Here is a 23,301-nt window from a genome sequence, read left to right as displayed (position 1 = left end):
ATAGTAGAGGCATTTTGAAATGGCTTCTATAATCTAAAGCAGGCTGACATAAGATGCGCACTTGAGCAAGCGATAATAACATCAGGGTGTCAGAAATCTACATGGAAGAAGCTCGGCAAAGCACATCAGGTTATGCAGGCTGGGGCGTAGATTTTCCCTTTTGATGAGTGCGGATATGATCAAGATTGCCGAACCGATGGCGAAAATTCAATGGAGATGATGGAATAAGGCGTATTTTCCGCCTCAGAATTTGGAAATATCATGCAGAGGCTTTTGAAAGGAGCTCAATGAGTCATTCGTGTTTTTGTTACAGGATTGCAGGTGTGCTCTGTTTGACAGTGCTGATTATGTCGGCAACGGCGACCGTTGTTGGCGGTGAGGTCGAGGCCGAATCGATTGACAAGATGAAAGCTCAGTTGGAGGGAAAAACTTTCCGCTACCAGGAGGTGTCAGGGATTGGGCTTGAAAACGGGATTACCCGCCGTGATCCGAGTGACATAATCCGCGTGGGCGAGACTTATTATGTCTGGTACACAAAAGTCGATCATGCAAAACTGCCGAGGAATTTTCTTCATCTCAAGACAAGTGGATACGTTGGCACCATCTGGTATGCAACCAGTACCGATGAAGGCAGGACATGGACAGAGCAGGGGCAGGCTCTTGGCCTGGGGAAAAAGGGAGCATTCGATTCATTTGCGGTCTTTACGCCGAACATAGTCAAATTTGGCGGAAAGTATTACCTGTACTACACAGGCGTCAAGCCAACCAATGAAGATAAGTTTTTCTTCGAGAACAACTCAACGACAGATTTCACTGCAATTGGGGCAGCCGTCTCGGACTCGCCCGATGGTCCGTTTACCAGAGTGAGCGAGCAGCCGGCTCTTGAGGTGGGACCAAGAGCAAGTGAGGAAAAAGCCAAGTCCGCATTCGACAGTTATCGGGTTGATGATGCCGCTCTGCTTGTCAGGGACTTTGACGGGGATGGCGACGAAGATGTCTGGTTGTATTATAAGGGTCGTAATATCGATCATGGCAGGCGCGGTCCGCTTTTCACCAAGATGGGTGTTGCTGTGGCCGACAGACCGGAGAGCGAACATGTCCGCCTGAACCAAGGCAAAGCGATCCTTGACAAAAGTCACGAGGTAATGATCTGGCCGTGGCATGAAGGAATAGGTGCCTATGCGTCCTTGACCAAAACGATCGAGTATGCTCCGGACGGGTTGGATTTTACAAGTCAGCCGTTAGGGGTTAAAGTAGTGCCGAAACCTGTGGCACCGGCGTGTTTTCGCGAAGACCTGACCAGACCGGTTGATGAGGGTAAGCTGATCAGTTGGGGCATCTCAATGAAAAACCCCGGCGGCCCGTCCCCCTTCCTTATTCGGTTTGAACTGGTGGATGAATAGGCCGAAGAAGGTCGCCATATATTAAGGCCGTAATTCAGGTGTCGATACTGCGTCCCAGATGGAGAGGGATCACTGCTGACCTTTGGGTTGCGGTTTGCCGCGAGCGACTGTGTACAGCACACTGCAAAAGGGGTTGTTTTTGGGAGAACTAAAACAGTTAGCGGGCAGTCCGCAATCGACTCGACTCTGGCCTCGATAGCCTTCCGAGCCCTCTCAACTAGTGTCGGGTAACCGTTACGCAAGCTAGACAGTTCCACCTTAGTTCAAAGGTGATACTGTTCATCGCATGGGGACAAGTTCATTCAAGGCTGTAGATTCATTTTAAAGCAAAACCTTGCCACGGTATAAAACAGCACAGGGCCTAATAAGACTATAGGGCAGCTCTAACAATTCATTTTGGCGGACAAGCGAATCTTTTTGATTCCGAGCGGCGTCAGACAAAAACCGCTTTAGCGGCAACTAAAGCTGATCTGTCTTCCTTGCCGGAACGCAAAGATCTTCTACTTGCCGCTCAAAAGCAATTATTAGAGCTACCCTATAGCATCTATTTAGTGGGCTATTTGTGCGTTTGGCTGGTAGTTCATTCATTTCTTGACGAATACCTTATTCAGCCTATAATGAATTGCTGGTTTTTCGACGATTTTACAGCGTGTTTTAGTTGATTTGGGACACATTTGATGCCGGATAAGATCACAATTGCCGACCTTCTGGGAATGCGGAATGCCGGCAGAAAAATAACGTCTGTAAGCTGCTATGACTATACGACCGCGAAGCTGGCGGCTGAGGCCGGTGTGGATATGATACTGGTTGGCGACAGTGCGGCCCAGGTGATACTTGGGCACGACAGCACGCTGCCAGTGACTATGGATTTTATGGTGCAGATCACGGCTGCGGTCAAGAGGGCGGCGCCGAATCTTTGCATAATGGCGGATATGCCGTTTCTTTCGTATCATACGTCGATCGCGGACGCTGTTCGTAACGCCGGCAGGTTTATCGTGGAGTCGGGTGCTGCGACGGTCAAGATCGAGGCGACGGCAGCGCAGTTGGACGTTGTGAAGGCGGTCAGTGATGCGGGTATACCGGTGACGGCGCATATCGGGATCAGGCCTCAGAGCGTGGTGAAGCTGGGTAAGCTCAAGGCGCAGGGGACGACGGCGGATATGGCATTCGATCTGATCACGCTTTCGGATAAGATGGTGAAGGCGGGTGCCAGTATGCTTCTGATCGAGGGGACCGCCAGGGAGGTAGCGAAGATAATCACTGAGCGAAGTCCTGTGCCGGTGATAAGCTGCGGTGCGGGGCCCGATTGTGACGGTCAGATCCTTATCATCTCGGACATACTGGGATTGTCGAGCGGGCCGATGCCGAAGTTCGCAAAGAGTTATGCGGATCTTGCGACGCCTACCCGCGATGCCTTGAGGCGTTATGCGGATGAGATAAGGGAGTCGAAATTCCCGGATGACGGGTTGTGTTATCATGTAAAGCCCGGTGAGATGGAGAAACTGGGGCAGATGATGAGGACACTCGGTTAGGGGAAATATACGGACGGGTCGGTATGTTTTTCGGGCCGATCAGTTGTCCGTTGCTTTTTTGTTTTTGATCGGATTCAGGAAGCTGATTTTATGGATAACGGGTCGTCGAAGACATCCAAGTCCGGCAAGGTGCCTGTAAGACCTGCGATATTCGTAGATGCTTACGCTATTCGTGACTATGCAACGGGGCTGCAGCATCTGCTGGCGGGGCTGGCGGAGAAGTCTCATGAGGCTGCGCTGGTTTGTCCGCCTGACGTGAATATAGATGCGGTGATGGGGCCGACGGCGACTGCGATGTGTTATCCGGTGTTCAAGCTGCCTTTTTTATGCAGGCAGAATCGCAATATGCTGGTGGATCGGCTGGGCAAGTTCAAGCCGTCGGTTCTGCATGCGTTCAGTTCGAGCAGGTTCAAGATAACGCGGCAGGTGGCGCATATCATGGATCTGCCTTATGTGCTGTCGGTCAATCGGCTGGCGTTGCGGCCGAGTGCAAATTACATGAAGGATGAGCACTGTACTTCTGTTGTGGCATCTTCGCGGAAGATATCGGAGGCCATGTGCAAGAAGTCGCCGTATGCGGAAGAGAAGCTGGAGCAGATCAATATCGGGACCTTCGTTGAGGACAGCACGGCGTGTTTTTCGGGTGAGCATGCGGTTACGAGCATAATATTGGCCCAGGATCTGCATAAGGAGCAGGATTTCAAGGCGCTGCTTAACGCTATCCGGCACCTGGTTATCGACGGGTATGAGTTCGTGCTGGCTATACTTGGCAAGGGCAAGGCGGAGCGTGCGATACACCGGCAGATACACAGTCTGGAGCTTTCGCAGATAATCACGCTGGTGGGGGAGGTTGAACCGATCAGACCCTTGTTTGCGGGTGCGGATGTGTTCATTCAGCCTCAGCCGAGGCGTGAGTTCAATTCGCGGCTGCTGGAGGCGATGAGTGTGGGGATGGCGGTGGCGACGAGCAGGCATATCAAGGATGATATGGTGATACCGGATGAGACGGCGGTTGTGTTCGATCCTTATGATGAGCTGAGCGTGTATTCGGCATTGCAGAAGATACTGGAGGACAAGGATCGGGCAAGGTGTATGGCACAGAACGGGCAGGACTATCTTCGCAAGTATCACAGTGTGAGCCGTATGGCAGATTCGCTGACGGATACTTATATCGGTGCGCAGGTGAAGCACAAGAACCTGGGTGCGGGGGAGCATGAATGACCGCTACAAAATTTAACAGCCGCGCCTCCGACGAACTTTATGGTTGGTCCATTCTGGGCGGACCGTGAAATTGTGCGGCTTACGTTGGTCGCTATTTCTTGCTAATAAAAAAACTGCCGACACTTTGAGGTGCCGACAGTTTTGATCTTTTGGTCATTGTGTGTGACTATTTCACGTCGAGGCCGTAATCCTGAAGGGCCTTTTTGAGGGCCTGCTTTTTGTCCTCTTCGAGGGGTGTCATAGGCAGTCTCATTTCGGGAGTGCACATGCCGAGCATCGAGCAGGCGGTCTTTACCGGGATGGGGTTTGTTGCCATGGTGAGCATGGTCTTGCCCAGGCCGAACAGTTTTTTGTGCCATTCGCGTGCTTCGGTGAGCTTGCCTTCGAGGATGAGGTCCGTCATTTTTCTGACGTCTGCGGGGATGATGTTTGCAATGACGCTGATGACGCCCTGGCCGCCTACGCTTGCAAGGGGCAGGGTGAGCGAGTCGTCGCCGGAGAGGATGGTGATGTCGCAACGCAGGGCGATCTCACTGGCCTGGTCGAGGCTGCCTGTCGCTTCTTTGACTGCCACGACGTTTTTGACGTCGGCGAGCCTAGCGATGGTTTCGGGGGTCATGCCCGCACCGCAACGGCCTGGGATGTTGTAGAGTATGACGGGCAGATCGACAGCTTCGGCGATGGTCTTGAAGTGCTGGTAGAAGCCTTCCTGCTCGGGTTTGTTGTAGTATGGGCCGACCTGGAGGGTTGCATCGGCGCCGACCTTTTTTGCGAATTCGGTCATTTCGACTGCTTCGGCGGTGCTGTTGGAGCCTGCGCCCGCGATGACGGGAACTCTGCCGTTGGCGGCCTTGACGACGGTTTCGATAACTTTTTTGTGCTCGTCGTTGTTGAGCGTGGGCGATTCGCCGGTGGTACCGACGGGGACGAGGCCGTTGATGCCTTGTTCGATCTGCCAGTTGACGAGTTTTTCGAGTGTTTCGTAATCAACCTCACCGTTCTTGAACGGGGTTATGATGGCGACGTAACTTCCTTTAAACATGAATGAATCTCCCAATTGATGATCATCTGGTTAATAACTTTATCATTTCTTCTGTGGCCTGACGCATGCCGACGATCACAGCTCGCGAGACGATGCTGTGGCCGATGTTGAACTCGCAGAGGCCCTGTATGGCGGTGACGGGTTCGATATTTCGGTATGTCAGGCCGTGACCCGCGTGGACGACGAGGCCGCTGGTTACGGCGATGTCGTATGCATCGCGGAGGTCGTTTAGTGTCGATTCGACTTTTTTATCTTTGACAGCGTTCGCGTACATGCCTGTGTGCAGTTCGACTGCTTCGCAGCCGCAGTCGGCAGCGGCGAGTATCTGTGATTCTTCGGGTGCGATGAAGGCGCTTACGAGGATGCCTTTTTTCTGCAGGCGTTTGGTGACCTTTGCGAGCTGTTCCTTTGTTTTTACGCAGTCGAGGCCGCCTTCGGTGGTGAGTTCGCGGCGTTTTTCGGGTACGAGAGTGACCTGGTCGGGGACGATGTCTTCGGCGATCTTGACCATTTCGTCGGCCATGCACATTTCGAGGTTGAATTTGCTGGCGACGGTTTCCTTCAGTACGCGGACGTCACGGTCGTTAATGTGTCTGCGGTCCTGGCGCAGGTGTACTGTGATGCCGTTAGCGCCGGCGAGTTCGCACTGCATAGCGGCCCATGCCGGGTCGGGCTCGTCGGTCAGACGTGCCTGCCGGATGGTGGCTACGTGGTCTATGTTTACATTCAGTAATGCCATTGATTTTCCTTACAAGGGTCTTATGTTAACCTTCGATTATAACGCGCTGATATCTGACGGCAAGGAAAATTAAAACCTGTCATAAGCACAAACATTGCCAACATTATCTTGCTTGCTGCGGTCGAGTCCCATAAAATGGTGGTATGAATGTTGAGAACACTACTGCGATAATTACGGGAGCGACGGGGACGATCGGGGGTGCGATCGCGCTGGAGCTGGCGAGGATGGGGTGTGACTGCGTATTGCACTACAATACGCGGAGGGAGCTTGCGGAGGAGCTTGCGGAGACGGTGCGGGGTATGGGTGTCTCGGCGGTTTGCGTGCAGGCGGATCTGACGGAGGCGGAGCAGATACGCAAGCTGTTCATCCGGGCGACAGATGCGGGGCCGGCGAGGGTGCTGGTTAATTCGGCGGCGGTTTTCGTGAGGCAGCCTTTGAGAGATGTGACGGCGGAGGGGACGAGGCGTGTTCTGGATATGAACCTGACGGCGGCGATTATTGCATCGCAGGAGTTTGTGCGGTCGGTGGATACGCATTTTACGAGGCATGTGGATATGGAGGCTCATCCGCTGCCGATCGCGAAGATCGTGAACCTGGTGGATGTGGGGGGAGAGCGGCCGTGGGCGAACTATACGACGTATTGTGCGTCGAAGGCGGGGCTGATAGCGGCGACGAAGTCGATGGCGAAGGAGCTGGCGCCGGCGATAAGCGTGAATGCGATCGCGCCGGGGATGGTGAATTTTCCGCGGAGCTTTAGCGAGGAAGAAAGGGAAAGGCAGTTGAAGATGATACCGGCGGGGCGGATCGGCAAGCCTTCTGAGGTGGCGGGGGCGGTGAAGTTCCTGCTGGAGAACGACTATGTGACGGGACAGGTGATCAATGTGGACGGGGGAAGGTGTATATAGGGGCGACTGGTTGGCATAGCGGTTTTAACGGTCAGGTCCGGCGGGGCGGTAGTGTGAAGTGGTCAATCGCGGAGTTTGAGGATTTTTCGCAGGAGCAGGGCAAGGCCAAGAAGTGAGGTGCTGGTCAATACGATGCATGCGCCTGTGGGCAGGTCGAGTGTGTAAGAGAGGGTGAAGCCGACGAGAGTGCTGAGGACACCTGCGGTGATGGAGGCGAGGATGATGGCGCGGAAGCCGGTGAAGAGCTGGTAGGCAGCTCCTGCGGGGTTGCTGATGAGGCTGAATATGAGCAGGCCTCCGACGGCTTTTATGTTTACTGCGAGGGTGATGCCGGTGATGCAGAGCAGGAGGAAGTAGACAAATTGTTCGTGTATGCCGGATGCGGCGGCGATTGATCTGCTGAAGAGAAGGGCCTTGAGTTCCTTGTTGAACGCGAGGGCGAATATGAGCAGGAGGGCGGTGGCGGCGGAGGTGATCGTTACGGTGGTCCAGTCGGAGAATAGGACGTTGCCCCAGAGTAGGCTCAGCATTTCGTTTCGGCTGCCTTGTTCGAGGCCGACTCCGAGGAAGGTCAATCCGAGCATGAGTGAGAAGACCGCGCTGAGGCCTACGTTGCTGTCGAGCCTGGTGCGGTATGGTTTGATGAGTGAGAGGCTCGCGGCGGCTGTGACGGATGCGATGACGGCTCCGAGGGTGGAATTCAGGTCGATAAGTGCAGCGTAGATGGCTCCGACCATGGCGGCGTGTGAGATGCATGTTCCGATGAAGGGCATGCGTATGCCGACGATATAGACACCGAGCAGGCCTATGCTTGCTCCTGCCATGATTCCCGCTATTATTACCGGTAGAAAGAAAATGTCCATGTTCGGTCCTGTCGACTATTATATATTTGCGGCTGCGTGCCATCTGCCGGCGAGGTTTGTGACCTTTATATTTCGGCCGTAGACTGCGCGGAAATGGTCGCTGTTGAGGACGTCTATGGTGCTTCCGTCGGCTGCTATTCGGCCTGAGCGAAGTAGTACGAGGCGTTTGCAGCATGCTGGGAGGAGGTTGGCTTCGTGTGAAACGAAGATTGTCGCGGCGTGTGAGATGTCGTTGAGTTTTTCGAGGATCGCGACGAGCTGTTCTTTCCAGCCGAAGTCCAGGCTTGCGCCGGGTTCGTCGAGCAGGAGGAGTTTTGGGTCGCTTGCCATGGCGGCAGCGATCATGGTTTTCTGCTGTTCTCCGCCTGAGAGTGAGCGAAAGGTTCTGTTTCGATATTCGTCGAGTCCGAGTTCGTCGAGCCAGCGGCGGGCGATTTCGCGGTCATTTTTAGTGAGTGGTGCGGTGAGTGGTTTTGTGCCGGTTATGCCCATGAGGACGACTTCTAGGGCGGTGAATGGCAGGTCGGGGTTGTATTCTGTGGATTGCGGGACGTATCCTATGTGTTTGAGTGCACGGGGGCGTTTCCAGGCTGGGGTTGAGGCGATCTCTCTGCCGCAGAGTTTTACGGAGCCTTGATGCGGGAGGACGAGGCCGCAGCAGAGTTTGAGGAGGGTGCTTTTGCCTGCGCCGTTTGCACCGATAACGCCTGTGAATTCTCGCTCATGCAGGTGTAACGAGTCTATCTGAAGGATGGGCTTTGGGCCGGCTGTGACGGATATGTCCTTGAGGGTAAGGCAGTCTTTTGCTTTGTCAGGGGCTTGCATGGTCAGGTATTTCTGGGTTTAGAGCTTTTTTGAGGTTTTTTACGTTGTTGCGAACGAGGGTTTCAAAGTTGTTTTGCGGATCGGATATTCGTGGAAAATTGCTGAAGACGGCGACCTGGATGTTCAGTCTTTTCGCCATGGACAGGGCGAGGTCTGTCCCTTCCTGCTGATTTGCGATGATGAGCTTTGCGTTTTGGGTGCGGGCTTTTTGGATGCAGCGTTCGATCTGCGGTGGTGTGACCGCGTCGCTGGGGTGGAACTCGGCGACGACGCGGAGGCCTAGCCAGCGGGCGAAATCAGCCTGGTGCTGTGAGCAAACGACGGGAGTGTCTGTGAAGGGCCTGAAAGAAGGTGAGGTTTGCGGGTTGAATTCGGCTAATCTTTGCCTGAGCATCGCGAGATTTTTTTGGAACTCATTACTGTGAGCCGGGTAGATCGAGGTCAGTTGTTTTGCGACTTCTTCGCAGGTTGCGAGGTAGGTGGATGGGACGCAGAGGCCGGATCGGCCGGTTACTGTGAGGCACTGAAGGCCGTCGGCTTCGACTCTTTTGAGCTGATCGAGGAGGCTTTTCTGGAAGTCGAAAAGCAGGAGGGCCTTACTTGTTCTAAGCTGGTTTATCTGGCTGGGCTTGAGGTCGAAGTGGCCTGGGCACATGCCGGGTGAGGCGATGCAGAGTATGTTCGCATCGGGATATATGTCCAGTATGGCGCTTTGCAGATAGGTGCTTGTGACCGCGATCTCGGCGGCTGGATTCGCGGGTTCTTTACTGGTGCATCCGATGAAAGCGGTGAGCAGGAGCAGCGAGAGCAGGCATTTTGATGGGATACTTGTCATTCGAATGACCCTGTATATTTCATGTTATCAAGTCTTATTCGCACGATCGCGCCTTTGTCGGCCGATGGGTCGTACCATGTTTTGCGTGGTATTGGGAAACGGAGGTTTTGGACTTCTTCGTCTTCGGGGTCGTAGTTTGGTCCTACGCTGTAGACGACGTATTTTACGGGGCTTTCTCTGGGTTTGTTGTAGTATTCGCCTGTTTCTTTTTCGTTGTGCGGGAAGCCGTCGGGTACGTATAGCCAGCTTCCGTTGCGTCTGACTGAGTCTCCGTTCTGGACGAGGTCGCCGGGCGCGATGTATTTGTATGTGTGGTCGGGGTTGCAGCGGTCCTCGAAAGCGGAGGACATCGGGCCGTGCTTTTTGCGTTTTGCGGGCAGGTATTGGCCTTCGGTGAGCTCGCGGGGCAGTTGGTAGAAGTGTGACTGTATCATGCAGGAGACGTATGTGGGCGGAAACCTGCCTGCGTTATTGTGTGCGTAAGTTTCTAGTGCGAGGGCGATCTGCTTGAGCTCGGCGTTTACAGCGGTCACTTTCGCCCTTTTCTTCGCGGCAGCGAGGGTGGGCATGAGAACCGCCAGGAGCATCGCGAGGACGGCAATGACCACGAGCAGCTCCACGAGAGTGAAAGCCTTTGGCCGAGCCTTTGCAGATTGTCCGGTTATTCGGTCCATACGAGCCCGTCAACTTGTTCGAGCCATTCGTTTGCGAGTATCGCGAGGTCCTTGAGGTTAATCTGTGCGTCCATGTTGGCGTCGGATCTGAGTGTGCCCCGTCTGAAGCCTCTGTCGCCGAGAACGAGTCCGTTGCCGTCGTAGTTGCAGACGATTAGCTGATAGCCAGCGGTGTGCGGGGCTTGGCAGGACTGATCCATAATGCCGATAACATCGAAGACGTCGGCGAGGTTGTTGGAGTCGGGACGTATGCCCGGTCCACGTCCGAGGAGGACGGGGAAGGTTCGGCCGTGGTTGTCCGTTATGGTGACTGTCTGGCCCTGGCCCCATGTCTGGTCGGGTGCGAAGGACACGTCGTTGATCCGTATGTAGCGGCCCTGGTAGTATTCACAGCCGGTTTGCCTGGTGGGGTCGAAGATGAAGTCGTCGCTTGCGTCTTTGAGTTCGTTCAGAGAGACGGGTTCCGGCTGGGGCATGCCGACGGCAGGCTGGATGAGTTCAACAGTGAAGTCTTTGGCTGGGTCGTTGTCGTGCTGTTCGTTGATGTTCCGTTTGCCGTTGTAGAAGAGGTGTTTGCCTGTGACGCGTACGAGGTCGCCTGGCTGAAAGGTGTAGGCGGTATTAGGGTCGTGGTTTACCCGCCAGAGTTCGGCGAGCCATTCGGAGTCACTGTAGCTGCCGGTGGGCGGGACCCAGCCGAGGTTGCCGTATTTCTGCCCGAGCCAGACGGCTGTACCGGCGTGGTCGGTGCCCCGGCCCTGGATATACATTTCCCATTGACCACCCATGTAGGCAGGTGCGCTTGCGGACACATCCCAGAGTTGTTCCGGACTATTGAGGACTATGCCTTCCAGGGTGACGGTTTCGGGGCCGGTGAAGTCGCTGGTGCCGTCACTTTTTACGGCCTGGAATTCGGTGTGGGTTACCAGCTCGGCGAAAATAGCGGGTGTCAGTGTCAGCAGTGCTGCCATTGTCAGCCAGATTTGATTTTTTCTCATCACTTCTCTCCTAAAAATCATTGACTTGCGCATAAATATATAAGATACTTGCTACTGCATAAGAATATTGCATTCGTGCTACTCGGTCAACAGAAAAAGGCTGGGCTAGCGGAAATTTATCCATGTCATATCTTTTTCAATCTTATCAGGAGGTTCTAAGTGGACAGAAAAGTTACAGTGATTGATCTGGAGAAATCAGCCGAGTATCAGCCTTTGCTCAATGGTGATCCGCAGACGCATGGTATGCGTTCCGGTCGGGTTTATCTGCAACCCGGTGAGGCGTGCGGAGAGCATTCCACGAATGCACATGAGGAGCTTCTGGTCTTTCTTGGCGGTGAGGGGACGGCTTTGATAGGTCCCGACGCTCAGCCGCATGAGGTCGCCCAAGGGAAAGTGACCTATATTCCGCCTCATACTACGCATAACATCAAGAATACAGGGACGGAGCCGCTCGTTTATATCTATTGTGTGGCCCCGGTTGAGGAAAAGGGTGCGGCATAGGTTTTGCGTGCTGATGTGCTGGTTTTCTAAGTCCGTCTTATGAGTTTACTTTGCAAACTCGGCGCGTTATACTGCGTAGCTTTATTGAAACAGCTTACAGCGTCCAGCCTGCTGAGTATTTTGGCTTGGGCGGACGCAGTTATTACTTGTTCAGGCGGATAAATGGTAGAATTCAGCGAAATACCCGAGGTACTTGAAGACCTCAAACAGGGCAAGATGGTGGTTCTTGTCGATGATGAGGACCGTGAAAACGAGGGCGATCTGGTGGCGCCGGGGCAGTTTACGACGCCGGAGACGGTCAATTTCATGGCGAAATATGCTCGCGGTCTGATATGTCTTGCGCTTACGGAGGAAAAGTGCGACGAGCTCGGTCTGCATGCGCAGGCTCCGAACAATACCGCCCGGCTGGGTACGGCTTTTACTGTGAGTATCGATGCGCGGGACGGTATAACTACGGGTATCAGTGCGGCGGATCGTGCTAAGACTATCCGGGATGCGGTAGCTGAGGATGCGAAATCGGCCGATCTGGCTCGGCCGGGGCATATTTTCCCGCTACGTGCGCGTGACGGGGGTGTGCTGGTTCGGGGCGGACAGACCGAAGGGTCGGTCGATCTGATGAAGCTTGCGGGGCTGAATCCGTCGGGTGTGATCTGCGAGATCATGAATGATGACGGGACGATGGCGCGGGTGCCGGAGCTGATGAAGTTCTGTGAGGAGCACGATCTAAAGATAACATCTGTTGCGAAGATAATCGAATATCGGCTGCAGCGTGAGAGCCATATCAAACGGATACAGACGGTGAGCCTGCCGACCGATTACGGGCAGTTCAAGCTGATCGGGTATCAGAGCCCTAATTCGACCGAGCCGCATCTGGCGTTGTGCAAGGGCGGGATCGGTGATCTGGATGAGGAAGGCAATGTGATCCAGCACGATGAGCCGGTGCTTATCCGGGTGCATTCGGAGTGTATGACGGGCGATCTGTTCCATTCGCAGCGGTGTGAGTGCGGGTTCCAGCTCGTCAGGGCGATGCAGATGATAGAGAAGGAGGGGATCGGCGCGCTGGTGTATCTGCGGCAGGAGGGCAGGGGGATCGGGCTTGCGAACAAGCTGCATGCGTATAAGCTGCAGGAAGAGGGGTATGATACGGTCGAGGCGAATCTGAAGCTGGGTTTTTTGGCGGATAAGCGTGATTACGGGCTAGGGGCGCAGATATTGCGTGACCTGGGGATCAGCAACGTGCGGATATTGACGAACAATCCGAAGAAGGTCAGTCGGCTCGAGGTTTACGGGATAAAGGTGGCTGAGCAGATGCCGCTGCTGGCGAAGCCGGGCAAGCATAACGTGGAATATCTGCGGACGAAGAAGCGTATTTTCGGGCATTTGCTTGATGAGGATATTTAGCGGGGGCGAGGTGAGATTTTCGGCAGTCATATTTGTTTTACTTTGCGTGACAGGTTTCATTTGCGGGTGCGGTGAACCCCGATTGGCACCTAAGCGTTCTGAGGCACCTTTGAGAGCCGAAAGTCCGGCTGATATGCGGATACTCGGGTTGACGCGTGTCGAGACAAAGGGGGATTCGGGTAAGAAGCTCGAGGTGTTTCTGGAGCTTCGCAATTCCAGCGGCGAGCAGTTGAGGACGCCAGCGCGATTTCTGTTTGAGATGTATAAGTATCAGCCGCGGTCGTCTGAGCCGGCGGGTCAGAGGCTGCAGATATGGGACCCGGTCGAGGTTACGCGCGATGATCTTGCGGGGGGGGGCGGGTACTGGCTAACGTTTCTTGAGGCATATTCATTTGAGCTCGACCTGGGCGGATACGCAGGTCGGGTCGGCGATTATCTGCTGCAGGTGACCTGTTTTACGGCAGACGGCAGACGGCTGACGGATACGCTGAGGCTGAAGAATCCGTAGGCGATACAAGTGCGGAGTATCAGGTCGGGCAGCGGCAAGTCTTTTACAGTTATACAATTTTATTGACCCTGCGGGGGAAATTTGCGAATATACTCCCCGCGAGAGCATTGCAAGTCTAAACGAATGCCCATCAGGAGTTATGGTTCAGGAATGCAGACCCAACCTGTGAATAAAACCGATAAAGATACGATCACAATAGATGACCTTACGCTTGTGCGCAAGTGCAAGGCGGGGGATACGGTGGCGATGAAGCATCTGATACTTCGCTACCAGGACCGCATTTACAATCTGACCCATAAAATTTGTCAAAATCCTGAAGATGCGGCGGAACTTACGCAGGAAACCTTTGTCAAAGTTATACAGAGCATAAGAAAGTTCAAAGAGAACAGCAGCTTTTATACATGGCTCTTTCGTATAGCGGTAAATCTGACCATTAACCACTGCAGGCGCAAGTTTCGCATCAGTACGCGTTCGCTGGATGCTTTTTCCGAAGGTGACGAGGGCAAGGCGAGGCAGTTGAAGCACTACCTGGCGGACAGCAGTGCTGCGGACCCGGCGTTGGTAGCCCAGGACAGGGAGTCGGTCGAGATACTGAATGCTTCGATCGCACAGCTTGACGAGAAGCAGCGGACAATACTGGTTTTGCGTGATATTGAGGGTATGCCTTACGCGAAAATTGCCGATACTCTGGAAGTAGAAATCGGGACTGTGAAAAGCCGAATAAGCCGTGCGAGAAAGAGTTTGCGAGAAATTCTGGATTCTGTGATCAAATGAGAGAATTCGATCCGAAAATTGAAGAAATGCTGAGCGGCTATATCGACGGCGAGCTTAGCCGTCGCGAGCACGCTGAGGTGCAGCGGTTGATCCAGAATGATCCGGATGCTGCAAGCTATGTGGCGCGGCTTCGCAAGCAGAAGCTGCTGCTCAATTCCATGCCGGTAAGTGATGCACCTGCAACTACTTATGATGACGTTCGGGCGGCGCTGGAGCGCGAGTTTATACTGGATGATACCGCGCATACTACGGGCGAGAAGGCTGGTCGGAGGCATTTGCTTGTAAGACGTTTTGCGACGGCGGCGATAATTCTCGTGATGCTTGGCGGGTTGACGGCGATCATCATGGATATAGTGATGCCCGAAGGGGGTTCGCAGCCTTTGATATCTAATGATTTCAGTATTCCTGAACCGGTAGCGATGCGGGATGAGCCGTCTGCGGTTGCAATGAGGAGCCGTGCGGCAGCACCTGAGGCGAAGGCGATGGCGGTTGCTCCGGAGGCGAGTCCGTTTGTCGTTAGGCTAGATCTGGCGACAGGAGAGCCGATCAGTGTGAATAATTTTGTCCAGCAGCAGGTTTTCAATCACGATCTGCTCGAAAATACCATGCCTACGCGGGAAGAGGGCAGGACGGTTTATAAGATTACTGCGGGGGTCGACAGGCTCAAGGGGTTTGTCGGTGAGCTTGGGCAGGCGTGGCCGAAGGCGGTTTCGACGAAGCTGACTTTAGTCGATCCTGCGGCCAGCGAGACGGATATTTTCGTTGAGGATGCGGATTTTCGGCAGGTTATGCAGGTTGTTTCGCAGGACGATCCGCAGAAGAGGGTCGAGCTGGCGCGTGTATTTGCGAGCGGCGGGGGTCTAGAGGGGTCGATGATCGCGAGTGCTGAGGCGGATGTGCAGGGGGATATGCCTGATCCGGGCAGGCCTGAGCTGGCGTCGGGCGACGGCAGGCAGTTGGCGGCGGAGGACGATCCGGATGCTGAGCAGGCGGTTTTGATCCTGACGGTGCTCAAGGCGGGTGAGGGGCAGCAGCGGTAATTAGGGGCTTGACGTTTGCGGTCGGTCGCATATCATTGATCCATGTCTGATAATTTTCCAATTGTGTATGAGAGGGAAGGGCCTTTGATGCTCGGTGCGGATGATACATGTCTGGTTATAGTCGATGTGCAGGAAAAGCTGACGGCGGTGATGCACGAGCGGGAGCGGCTGGTGCGGAATCTGGCGATCCTGGCGGAGGCGGCGGGTCTGCTGAGGCTGCCGACCGTTTATTGCGAGCAGTATCCGCGGGCGCTGGGGCGTACGGTTGAGGAGCTGCGCGGGCATCTGGACGCGGAGGAGGCGGTCGAGAAGATGGCGTTTTCGTGTATGGCTGAGCCGGAGTTTGTCGAGAGGCTGGCGGCGACGGAGTGCAGGAACGTGCTGCTGGCGGGGATCGAGGCGCATATTTGCGTGTGTCAGACGGCGGTTGATCTGCTTGAGAAGGGGTATAATGTGCACCTGGTGACGGATGCGGTTTCGTCGCGTACGGCGGAGAATCGGGACATTGCGATCAGGCGGATGGAGTCGGAAGGGGCGGTGTTGTCGACGACGGAGATGGCGCTGTTCGAGCTGCTGGGGACGGCCGAGCATGAGCAGTTCAAGAGGATCGCGGGGCTGATTAAGTAGGATGTGCGAATCTTCGGTGTTCTAAAAATGCGAGCGAGAGGAGTCGAACCTCCACACCCAAAAGGGTACCAGGACCTAAACCTGGCGCGTCTGCCAATTCCGCCACGCTCGCGTTTGGAGGGGGTATTATACTGGGAAAAAATGTGACTGCAACCCTTGAATTTGTTCCGGTTTAAAATAAACCTTCTTCGTCCTCGTCGTCGAAGTCTTCTTCTATTTCTTCTTCGGCGGGTTCTTCATTTTCTTGCTGCTGTTCGGCTGCGATCTTTTCGATCTTTTTCTCTGCGCCGGCGAGGATGGTCCTGCAGTGTTTGATCAGTTCCATGCCCTGTTCGTACTGTTCGATGCTTTCCTGGAGGGGGACCTCGCCTCGTTCGATGTGTTCGACGATCTCGCGGAGGTTTTCGATGGACTGTTCGAATGTTAATTTAGTTATGTCGTTTTTGCTGCCTTTTTTTGCCATTGTTTAACCGTTTATTTTGAATGTGCCGTTCTTTATTCGCCTGGCTAGTCGGCTGAACGGCTGGTTTCTTGTTTTGTTTTGACCGTGCTTGTGAGCTTTTCGCGGCTTGCGAGTTCGGTTACGATCCGGTCGCCGATCTCGGCGTCGGCCGAGTTTGTGACGACCTTACCGGTCTTGTCGTTTACCGTCATGCTGTAGCCTCGTTTGAGGACGGCCTTGGGGTCGAGCGCACTCAATTTATTCTCAATCGCGGTCATTTGCAACTGCCTTTTCGCGATTACTTCCTTTGTGGAGCTTCGCAGGCTGCTGCTGAGGGATTCAAGATGGAGCTGTTTGCGGCCGAGCAGGCGGTGTGGTTCGATCTGGCGTATTTTGTCCCGAGACAGGTCGAGTTCGGCGCGGTGGCCGGCGAGTCGGCCTTGCATCGACTGGACGAGGTCGGTGGTAGTTTCGTCGAGCAGTTGGCGTGACTGGTTGACGGTCCAGTCGGCCCTGCGGAATACGACGCTGGCCTGGATCGCGTGGAGCTGCTGGCGGGCGAGGTCGAGTCGGCTGCGTAGCGACATTGCGAGGCGTTTTTGTGTTGTGCTGAGGGCGTCCATTACTTCGTTGACGTCGGGGACCGCGATGACGCCGGCTTTGGTGGGTGTGGAGGCTCGTGCGTCGGCGACGAGGTCGGCGATGGTGACGTCGACTTCATGGCCGACCGCGCTGATGATGGGGACCTGTGAATCGTATATTGCCCGCGCGACGGCTTCTTCGTTGAACTGCCAGAGGTCTTCGAGCGAGCCGCCGCCACGGCCGATGATGAGGACGTCGAGGTTGAGTTTATCGTTTCGGCGGTTCACTTCGCGGATAGCATCGGCGATCTTTGCGGCTGCGCCCTCGCCCTGGACGGGGACGGGGAAGAGGGTCAGCTCAGCGCATGGCCAGCGGTTGTAGATGCTGTCGGATATGTCGCGGACGGCTGCGCCGGATTCGCTGGTCATAACGCCGATCCGCATGGGGTATTTTGGGATCGGTTTTTTGTGCTCGTCTGCGAAAAGGCCCTCTTCGGTGAGGCGTTTGACCATTTGTTCGAAGGCGACCTGGAGCTGACCGACGCCTGCCGGTTCCATGCGTTCTGCGTAGAACTGGTATTTGCCGCCTCTTTCGTAGACGTCGACGTAGCCGGTGGCGAGTACTGCCATGCCGTCTTCGGGGCGGAACTTTGTTTTGGCGAAATTGCTGCGCCACATGACGCAGGGGATTATGCCGCCGGGGTCCTTTAGCGAGAAGTAGCAGTGTCCGCTGCGGTGGTGCTTCCAGCCGCTGATCTCGGCGCTTATGGTGAGACGCGGGGGCAGATTGGCTTCGAGCACCATCTTGACGATCGCGTTGACTTCGCTTACGGAGTAGATTTTTTTCTGTTTTTTTGCCATGGCGGGTGATTATATCATCGGTTGGGCGGTTTTCCAACCACGTCAATGAAAAAAGGCTGCAAGTCGTGTGACTCGCAGCCTTTGTGAATATGAGTGGGCAGTGCTATTACATTGGGCCGGTTCCCATGAGCCAATTTGCGGCGAGTTCGGCAAGGTCCTGCATGTCGACCATTCCGTCGCCTGTAATGTCGGCAGGAATTGGCGGCAGGCCGGTGAATGCACCAACCGCGTAGGCGGCGCCTGTCGGGGCGGAGTCGTCGATCTCGCGGACCAGTACGAGGTGCTCGCCTGGGCCGAAGCTGGGGGCGGAAGGAACGGCAACTGCGAAATAGCCGGCCGGGCTCGCCTGGGACATGCCTACGGGCATGCCGTCGATGTATACTTCGAACTCACCTGTCAGGCCGCAGCCCTGGATTCGCATCATGGCGGGATCGGGCAGGGCGGAGAAAGTGATCTCGGGATGGCAGCAGGTACTGCCGGGTTCCGGGACCGCGATGGTGAACCAGTCGCTAGGTGGGTCCGTAAGGCTCATCCCGCCCATCTCGGGGATCTCGGTTGTGTATGAAGATATAGCGGCGTTGAGGAAGGGCATGCCCGGGATGTCGGTCGGGCCGGTCAGCATCTCAGCGGGCATGATGATCTCAAGTGAGTGATTGTCCAGTACTGCCGGGCCGCGGTCGTGTGCGTGGTTTTCGTGAATCAAAAGTTGAACGTCCGTCATATTACCGGTTGCATAATCCTCGTAAAGAGCAAAGCCCTCCGGTATGCCTGAGGGGTTGAAAACCTCGGCTTCCAGAAGCCCGTCCGAAATGCCGTCACCATTCTGATCGATCTCGATTTCGTATACCGTTGCCAGAGTCTGATGCGGCATGAACGTGCCGTCCAGGTGGATCTCTACGCTCGCTGTGCTGGTCGGCTCGATGGGGCTTGGGATGAAAACTGATGTTTCGATAATGTCTACGAATCCAAACATAGGATCGATAAAACCGGTTCCGTCGGACAGGACCAGGTCGTCGCAGCCGTCAAGTACCGCGCCGTGTACGTCCAGTACGCGTTCAGCTCCGGAGGGCATTGTCGAGGGGCGGTCCGGAAATACGGGCTCGAGGTTGAATGCCCAGCCGCGTTTTTTTGCCTGTTTGCGGATCTCCTCGATCTCGTCTTCTGTCATTTCCGTGCCTCCGTCGGTGTAGCCGTACATGATGCTGTTGGCGTCTTCGGCTGCATACTTGTCGTAATCCAGCGTCAGAGCGTGGCAGAACTCGTGTGCGACGGTTCGTCCCATCTTCTGCGGATCGGCGTCGGGTTCGACTACGACTGTGGGATTGCGGTGAATGGCCCAGCCCGCGGTGGTGGGGTCCTCCGTCCAGCAGTCATCTGCGATGGTGAGTTTAAGGCCCTTGCCCGCTCCGCAGGTGTTGTCTAGCTCCTGCCTGCCGGCTTCCTGTGCTTCTTCGCCTTCGGCATAGGTCAGGTCGCCGTCGTTGTCTCCGACGTTGAAGGGCTGATTGGTTTTTACTACGACGAGGCTTATGCCTGCCTGGTCAAGGATTTCATTTGCCCGGGCGACGGCTGCTTCAACCTGGCTTGCGTCTGAGCTGTCGACGACGTTGACGACTACGGGGACGACAATGTGCTCGGCGGCAGATGCTACTGTCGGCATGCAGCAGAGCGAGAGCAACATGATCGCGGCGCAGATCGGGCGATTGATGGTTAGTGATCGCATGGAAAATACCTCCTAAAAAAAGTACCGTTACGGGCCTCTCCTCGAACTGCGTGCTATGCCTGCTCCTAAATGGGCCCTCCTAACTTTGAATTATAGCTGTTTTCGGTATTTGTGTCAATGTCTGTCGTAAGTTATCTTTGATGCAAATGCCTTTTGATAAGGGACTTACGCAAGGTCAGGTGTGATGTGAATGTAAGTATATGGTAGTATTTATGATAAGATATAAAGGGTATCAGGAGGGTGCGGGGCGGTGAGTTTTTGATTGTTTTGGTTTTATTGCTTGACTTGTGTTCGGATTTAGGCAAAATAGCGAAGCTTTAGGAATTGGAGAATTCCAGCTCAGCGTTTTTACAGGTTATCAATGAAACCGTTTGTGGAACTGTACTGAGCTAATTTCCCCAAATTTTTTGCGACTTGAGGTTTGCGTTCAAGATTTATATTTTACTTGGGCGCAAGTATTGGTATAATTGTATTATACAAATTAATTTGACCCTACCCAGGATGCGGGCCTCACAGGCCCGAATCCGCTACGCCCATGCGGCCGTCGGACCCCATACCCACAACCGGCGGCCGCTACTTTTTTGCGCAGAGATTCCCACAGGATTTGCAGGTCCCCCACGGGCAATCTTGAGAATGGTCGGCTGATCAGCCGATGACGGCTTCCAGATGGTCGCCGGATTCGAGGATTGCTTCGTTTTCCAGTTTCAAGGTGATGCGGCTTCCTTGTACGGTGGTTTTCGCTCTTATATTCTTGCCGTTAATCTTCACGAGAGCTTTTGAATTCTGTACACTGCTGCCGGTATCAAATGCGAGGGTGCGAAGTTTGAGCTTCCCCCATTTGAGTTTGAGGCTGTTGGTTTGTTTACTCTTGGTACGTTGCTGGCTGATTGTTCCCCAGCCCTGTGCGGATGTGAAGGCTGCGCGGAAATTGTCAGGGCGCAGCTTTGGTGCCCATGCGATGTATCCCTTCGGGCCGTGGTATTCGTATCCGCAGATCGCCTGGAAGCTGCCGTAACTGGCCATCGCTCGTGCGTAATGGTCGCTGCACTCGATCTCATTGTATGGGTTGCGGAGTTTGGCGTTGTATCGGTCGTGGATAACCCGCGTGATCGCGAGGCCTTCTTTGAGCATTCCTTCCCATATCATGTGTGCCGCTACCTGGTGCTCGAAGCCGCTCATGCATTCGTTGAAATAGCCGAACTGCCAGTGTTTTTCCCAGTCGTCGCGTTTGCCGCCTTTGGGCCAGGTGCACATGATAAGCCCGCCGTCACCGGCGAGAGCGTAGGGTCTGCCTTTTTCGAAGATTTTCTTGAACGGGCCGACATCTTTGGTGAAATTGTATTTCCAGAGGCTGTTGAGGGCGCTTTTGATGTGCTTTTGGGAATAGAGTCTGCCGAGTCCGACCTGCCATGCCCACCATTGTCCGATCACCTGGTCGATGTAACAGCCGGAGTCTGTGCCGATGGCATCCATGTGTGCGGGATCGGGTTTTTGAATGAAGTATTCGCCGTTGTAGAGGTCGTTGACGAGGCGGTCGGCGCCGCGTTTTGCGATCTTTGCGGCGCGGGCCGCAAAATCCAGGTCACCCATTTCTTTGGCCATTGCTTCGGCTGCACGCAGAGAGGCGTTGTAAAGCGAGCTGATCCATGCGATCTGGCCGTACCAGGCGGCGTCGAGAGTGTTCGGCTGGGCTCCGTCGAGGATGCCGTCGTTGTCAGTGTCCTTGCTGATCAGATACTGCATGGCCTTTTTGATGCGCGGCCAGTTGCGTTTTAGAAAGCTGCTGTCGGGGCTCATCTGGTGTTCGCGGTAGGCACGGAGGACGTTGCCGGCCTGACCGTCGTAGGCCGGGGCCTTGCTGACCTCGCCGCGGTACCAGACCATGCCTGTGTCTTCTTCAAATGCCAGGCCGAAATCCACGCGTTCACGCAGTATTCGCTCCAGCTCGGGGAAGAGCCTCGCTACTGCCTGGGCGTAGTGCCAGACGTGAGTGCATGTGCCTTCGCAGCAGCCTACGCCTTCCCATGCGTAAAAGCGACCGTTGGTGAAGCGGTGTGATGTCGAGGTCGCCAGTGTGGATATGTTTGCGAAGGTTCGGTCCAGGAACCAGTACGGCAGTGTGCTGTCGTACCACGTGTCTCGCCAGGAGCGAGTGGTTTCTGTGAGCGTGTCGAAGTTTTCGGCGATGTGTTCAGCGACCGCATGGGCGGAGTTGAAGCGGGTTGCGTAATATCGGCCGACATTTCCAAAGCGGGGCATGATCATATTGGGGAAGTGCCATGTGATGAGGAATGTTAAGGTTTCGCTTTGGCCCGGCGGAAGATGGAGTTCGCGGATCACTGCTCCGGTCATTTTGTCTGAAAAGGGTTTGTCTGCCTGGTCGACAGCGGTGCCGGGATCGCGGGAGATACTGAATGGCTTATCGTTGCCCTGGGCGGTCGCTACATCTTTGCCTTTGCCGGCCAGCAGGGCGAGTGCGATCGTGCCGAAATCGCTTCTCTCTTGCAGGGGGACTTCTTCGAGTGGGTCAGCCTTTTTGTCGCTGAAGACTATATGATCGACGCCGATGTTTCCCCAGCCGCCTTTGAAATTGTCAACGATCTCGATTTTCGCATTTCGGCCTTCGTATTCGGCGACATCCCAGAACGCCTGGTGCATCGTATTAGAATTTTTGCCTGTTGCGATGCGAACCGCTTCGCCGTCGATGATGAGATTCATGCAGGTGGCGTCTTTGCGGCTGCCTCCGCCGATCAGGAAATTGATGTACCTGCGTTTGAGGGTGAACTTTCGGCTGGTCATTTTGCCGACATGAGCATCACCCTGCGGGATGTTTTCTCCGTTGCGTACGTTGTGGGAATTGATGAGCCTTTCGCCTTTTTGACCGACTTTGCCCTGGTATGCGGGCATGTCTTCGGCGATCACAGGGGCGTCGCCGAAAGCTGTTCCTTCGACGTTCCAGTCTTTGTAGTTGTCTTTTTCGAAATCCTCGAAAAGGATGTCTTTGCGCTTGGGTCCGGAGTAGTTCTGCGGGGGCTTGTGTGCACTGCACTGTATGCAGGTCATCTGTTTACTGCGTATGACGTTGTTGCGCCGCATGACTGTTTCATCGGAACCGGTATGCAGGCAGACGGGGTTTTCTATTGAGCCTGCGAGTCTTACCTTTATGGACGTGTCTGATGTGTTGGTAACGGTGTAGTTCATTATCGCGGCGGGATAGCTTGAAGCGTCGGTGTCCAGCGGTATGAAAGGGGAGAACGCTCGCAGCTTGATCTCGACGGGCAGGTCCGCGTCCCGGTAATACACGTGTCCGATGGGATACTCGCCGCGGAATTCTATGTCGTTGAAACCGTCTTTGTTCAGCGTTTTGGCGACCATTTTATCAGCGGTCTCGACTTCGATCGCGAAGCCCTGTTCGAAAGGGGATCGCTGCGTTAGCGGCTCGACGTAGTTCTCGCCGTTTCTGCCCTTGTTGCAAACGCCGTGGACATACTTGTTGAAAATGTCCCACAGCCACAGCTTGCCGTCACCGCCGAGATAGACCTGGCCTGCGCATAGACCGCCCACCGGCATGCCGATATATTTGAGGTTGTCGCCGGAATAGACTTGAGGCTCGCCCCTGAGGAAAAGCGACCGTTCCCAGGCACGGGGAAGGTTCTTCTTTGCGGGTATCAGCTCTCTGTATCTTGACCGGACATCCGCAGCAAGCGTGAGTTTTTCAAGGCCTGGCAGAAGAAGACCGGCGGTACCGGCTGCACTGATGGTGAGAAAATCTCTTCGACTGATCTTGTTATTAGACATGACTGCTC

At 54.8% G+C, this 23,301-nt stretch carries 21 protein-coding genes and 1 tRNA gene; 10 read left to right on the top strand and 12 right to left on the bottom strand.

The features are described from left to right. The first annotated feature begins 338 nt into the window (after positions 1-338). The 3 genes from STSP2_RS14290 (at position 339) to STSP2_RS14280 (ending at position 4,156) form a co-directional block, all read left to right on the top strand. Positions 339-1,403 carry a glycoside hydrolase family 117 protein gene (locus STSP2_RS14290; protein WP_236782761.1) on the top strand — a complete coding sequence of 355 codons (1,065 nt, stop codon included), beginning with the start codon at positions 339-341 and terminating at the stop codon, positions 1,401-1,403. 677 nt (positions 1,404-2,080) lie between these two features. Then, on the top strand, positions 2,081-2,935 hold the full coding sequence (gene panB, locus STSP2_RS14285) for a 3-methyl-2-oxobutanoate hydroxymethyltransferase (protein ID WP_146663415.1): 855 nt from the start codon (positions 2,081-2,083) through the stop codon (positions 2,933-2,935). A 90-nt stretch (positions 2,936-3,025) separates the two neighbouring features. After that, a complete protein-coding gene (locus STSP2_RS14280) occupies positions 3,026-4,156 on the top strand; it encodes a glycosyltransferase family 4 protein (RefSeq protein WP_146663414.1) in 1,131 nt (376 codons plus the stop codon). A gap of 166 nt (positions 4,157-4,322) precedes the next feature. On the opposite strand, the gene dapA is transcribed toward STSP2_RS14280, so the two are convergent. Continuing rightward, entirely contained in the window at positions 4,323-5,198 is an 876-nt protein-coding gene (gene dapA / locus STSP2_RS14275; protein WP_146663413.1) for a 4-hydroxy-tetrahydrodipicolinate synthase, read from the bottom strand. A 22-nt stretch (positions 5,199-5,220) separates the two neighbouring features. Next, positions 5,221-5,937, bottom strand: a complete 717-nt coding sequence (locus STSP2_RS14270; protein ID WP_146663412.1) for a pyridoxine 5'-phosphate synthase — start codon at positions 5,935-5,937, stop codon at positions 5,221-5,223. A gap of 143 nt (positions 5,938-6,080) precedes the next feature. On the opposite strand from STSP2_RS14270, the gene STSP2_RS14265 reads away from it, so the two are divergent. Further along, positions 6,081-6,842 (top strand): SDR family oxidoreductase, encoded by a 762-nt coding sequence (locus STSP2_RS14265; protein WP_146663411.1) that lies wholly within the window; start codon positions 6,081-6,083, stop codon positions 6,840-6,842. A 62-nt stretch (positions 6,843-6,904) separates the two neighbouring features. On the opposite strand, the gene STSP2_RS14260 is transcribed toward STSP2_RS14265, so the two are convergent. Genes STSP2_RS14260 through STSP2_RS14240 form a run of 5 tightly spaced genes read right to left on the bottom strand, consistent with a single transcriptional unit; the run spans position 6,905 to position 11,037 of the window. Continuing rightward, on the bottom strand, positions 6,905-7,705 hold the full coding sequence (locus tag STSP2_RS14260; protein ID WP_146663410.1) for a metal ABC transporter permease: 801 nt from the start codon (positions 7,703-7,705) through the stop codon (positions 6,905-6,907). Positions 7,706-7,723: 18 nt separating this feature from the next. Beyond that, positions 7,724-8,530 (bottom strand): metal ABC transporter ATP-binding protein, encoded by an 807-nt coding sequence (locus STSP2_RS14255; RefSeq protein ID WP_146663409.1) that lies wholly within the window; start codon positions 8,528-8,530, stop codon positions 7,724-7,726. Then, positions 8,517-9,365 carry a metal ABC transporter substrate-binding protein gene (locus STSP2_RS14250; protein ID WP_146663408.1) on the bottom strand — a complete coding sequence of 283 codons (849 nt, stop codon included), beginning with the start codon at positions 9,363-9,365 and terminating at the stop codon, positions 8,517-8,519. Before STSP2_RS14250 ends, STSP2_RS14255 begins: the two co-directional genes overlap by 14 nt. Next, entirely contained in the window at positions 9,362-10,039 is a 678-nt protein-coding gene (locus tag STSP2_RS14245; protein ID WP_146663407.1) for a type II secretion system protein, read from the bottom strand. The genes STSP2_RS14250 and STSP2_RS14245 overlap by 4 nt, the downstream gene beginning before the upstream one ends. Then, the gene (locus STSP2_RS14240) at positions 10,027-11,037 is read right to left on the bottom strand and encodes a hypothetical protein (protein WP_146663406.1); all 1,011 of its coding nucleotides are present in this window, start codon (positions 11,035-11,037) and stop codon (positions 10,027-10,029) included. The genes STSP2_RS14245 and STSP2_RS14240 overlap by 13 nt, the downstream gene beginning before the upstream one ends. Positions 11,038-11,196: 159 nt before the next feature. On the opposite strand from STSP2_RS14240, the gene STSP2_RS14235 reads away from it, so the two are divergent. The 6 genes from STSP2_RS14235 (at position 11,197) to STSP2_RS14210 (ending at position 15,888) form a co-directional block, all read left to right on the top strand. After that, positions 11,197-11,538 (top strand): cupin domain-containing protein, encoded by a 342-nt coding sequence (locus STSP2_RS14235; RefSeq protein WP_146663405.1) that lies wholly within the window; start codon positions 11,197-11,199, stop codon positions 11,536-11,538. Positions 11,539-11,700: 162 nt separating this feature from the next. Beyond that, positions 11,701-12,939 (top strand): bifunctional 3,4-dihydroxy-2-butanone-4-phosphate synthase/GTP cyclohydrolase II, encoded by a 1,239-nt coding sequence (locus STSP2_RS14230; protein WP_146663404.1) that lies wholly within the window; start codon positions 11,701-11,703, stop codon positions 12,937-12,939. An 82-nt stretch (positions 12,940-13,021) separates the two neighbouring features. Further along, positions 13,022-13,447, top strand: a complete 426-nt coding sequence (locus STSP2_RS14225; protein WP_146663403.1) for a hypothetical protein — start codon at positions 13,022-13,024, stop codon at positions 13,445-13,447. 165 nt (positions 13,448-13,612) lie between these two features. Further along, on the top strand, positions 13,613-14,221 hold the full coding sequence (locus STSP2_RS14220) for an RNA polymerase sigma factor (RefSeq protein ID WP_169853237.1): 609 nt from the start codon (positions 13,613-13,615) through the stop codon (positions 14,219-14,221). Next, on the top strand, positions 14,218-15,261 hold the full coding sequence (locus STSP2_RS14215; RefSeq protein WP_146663401.1) for an anti-sigma factor family protein: 1,044 nt from the start codon (positions 14,218-14,220) through the stop codon (positions 15,259-15,261). Before STSP2_RS14220 ends, STSP2_RS14215 begins: the two co-directional genes overlap by 4 nt. A gap of 42 nt (positions 15,262-15,303) precedes the next feature. Continuing rightward, positions 15,304-15,888 carry a hydrolase gene (locus tag STSP2_RS14210; protein WP_205847916.1) on the top strand — a complete coding sequence of 195 codons (585 nt, stop codon included), beginning with the start codon at positions 15,304-15,306 and terminating at the stop codon, positions 15,886-15,888. 28 nt (positions 15,889-15,916) lie between these two features. Here the strand turns inward: STSP2_RS14210 and STSP2_RS14205 are convergent. The 5 genes from STSP2_RS14205 to STSP2_RS14185 form a co-directional block, all read right to left on the bottom strand. Continuing rightward, positions 15,917-16,000 (bottom strand) — tRNA-Leu (locus tag STSP2_RS14205). A gap of 60 nt (positions 16,001-16,060) precedes the next feature. Further along, positions 16,061-16,351: an exodeoxyribonuclease VII small subunit gene (locus STSP2_RS14200; protein ID WP_146663400.1), complete on the bottom strand. Its 291-nt coding sequence runs from the start codon at positions 16,349-16,351 to the stop codon at positions 16,061-16,063. Positions 16,352-16,395: 44 nt separating this feature from the next. After that, a complete protein-coding gene (xseA, locus tag STSP2_RS14195; protein WP_146663399.1) occupies positions 16,396-17,772 on the bottom strand; it encodes an exodeoxyribonuclease VII large subunit in 1,377 nt (458 codons plus the stop codon). A gap of 106 nt (positions 17,773-17,878) precedes the next feature. Beyond that, positions 17,879-19,495 (bottom strand): hypothetical protein, encoded by a 1,617-nt coding sequence (locus STSP2_RS14190; RefSeq protein ID WP_146663398.1) that lies wholly within the window; start codon positions 19,493-19,495, stop codon positions 17,879-17,881. A 645-nt stretch (positions 19,496-20,140) separates the two neighbouring features. Further along, positions 20,141-23,293, bottom strand: coding sequence for a GH116 family glycosyl hydrolase (locus tag STSP2_RS14185; protein WP_146663397.1), 3,153 nt, complete (start codon positions 23,291-23,293; stop codon positions 20,141-20,143). Positions 23,294-23,301: the final 8 nt, after the last annotated feature.

The sequence above is a fragment of the Anaerohalosphaera lusitana genome, assembly GCF_002007645.1.
In the GTDB taxonomy this organism is placed as follows: domain Bacteria; phylum Planctomycetota; class Phycisphaerae; order Sedimentisphaerales; family Anaerohalosphaeraceae; genus Anaerohalosphaera; species Anaerohalosphaera lusitana.
The sequence above is the reverse complement of the archived record's forward strand: the minus strand, read 5'-3'. Positions and strand labels throughout refer to the sequence as shown.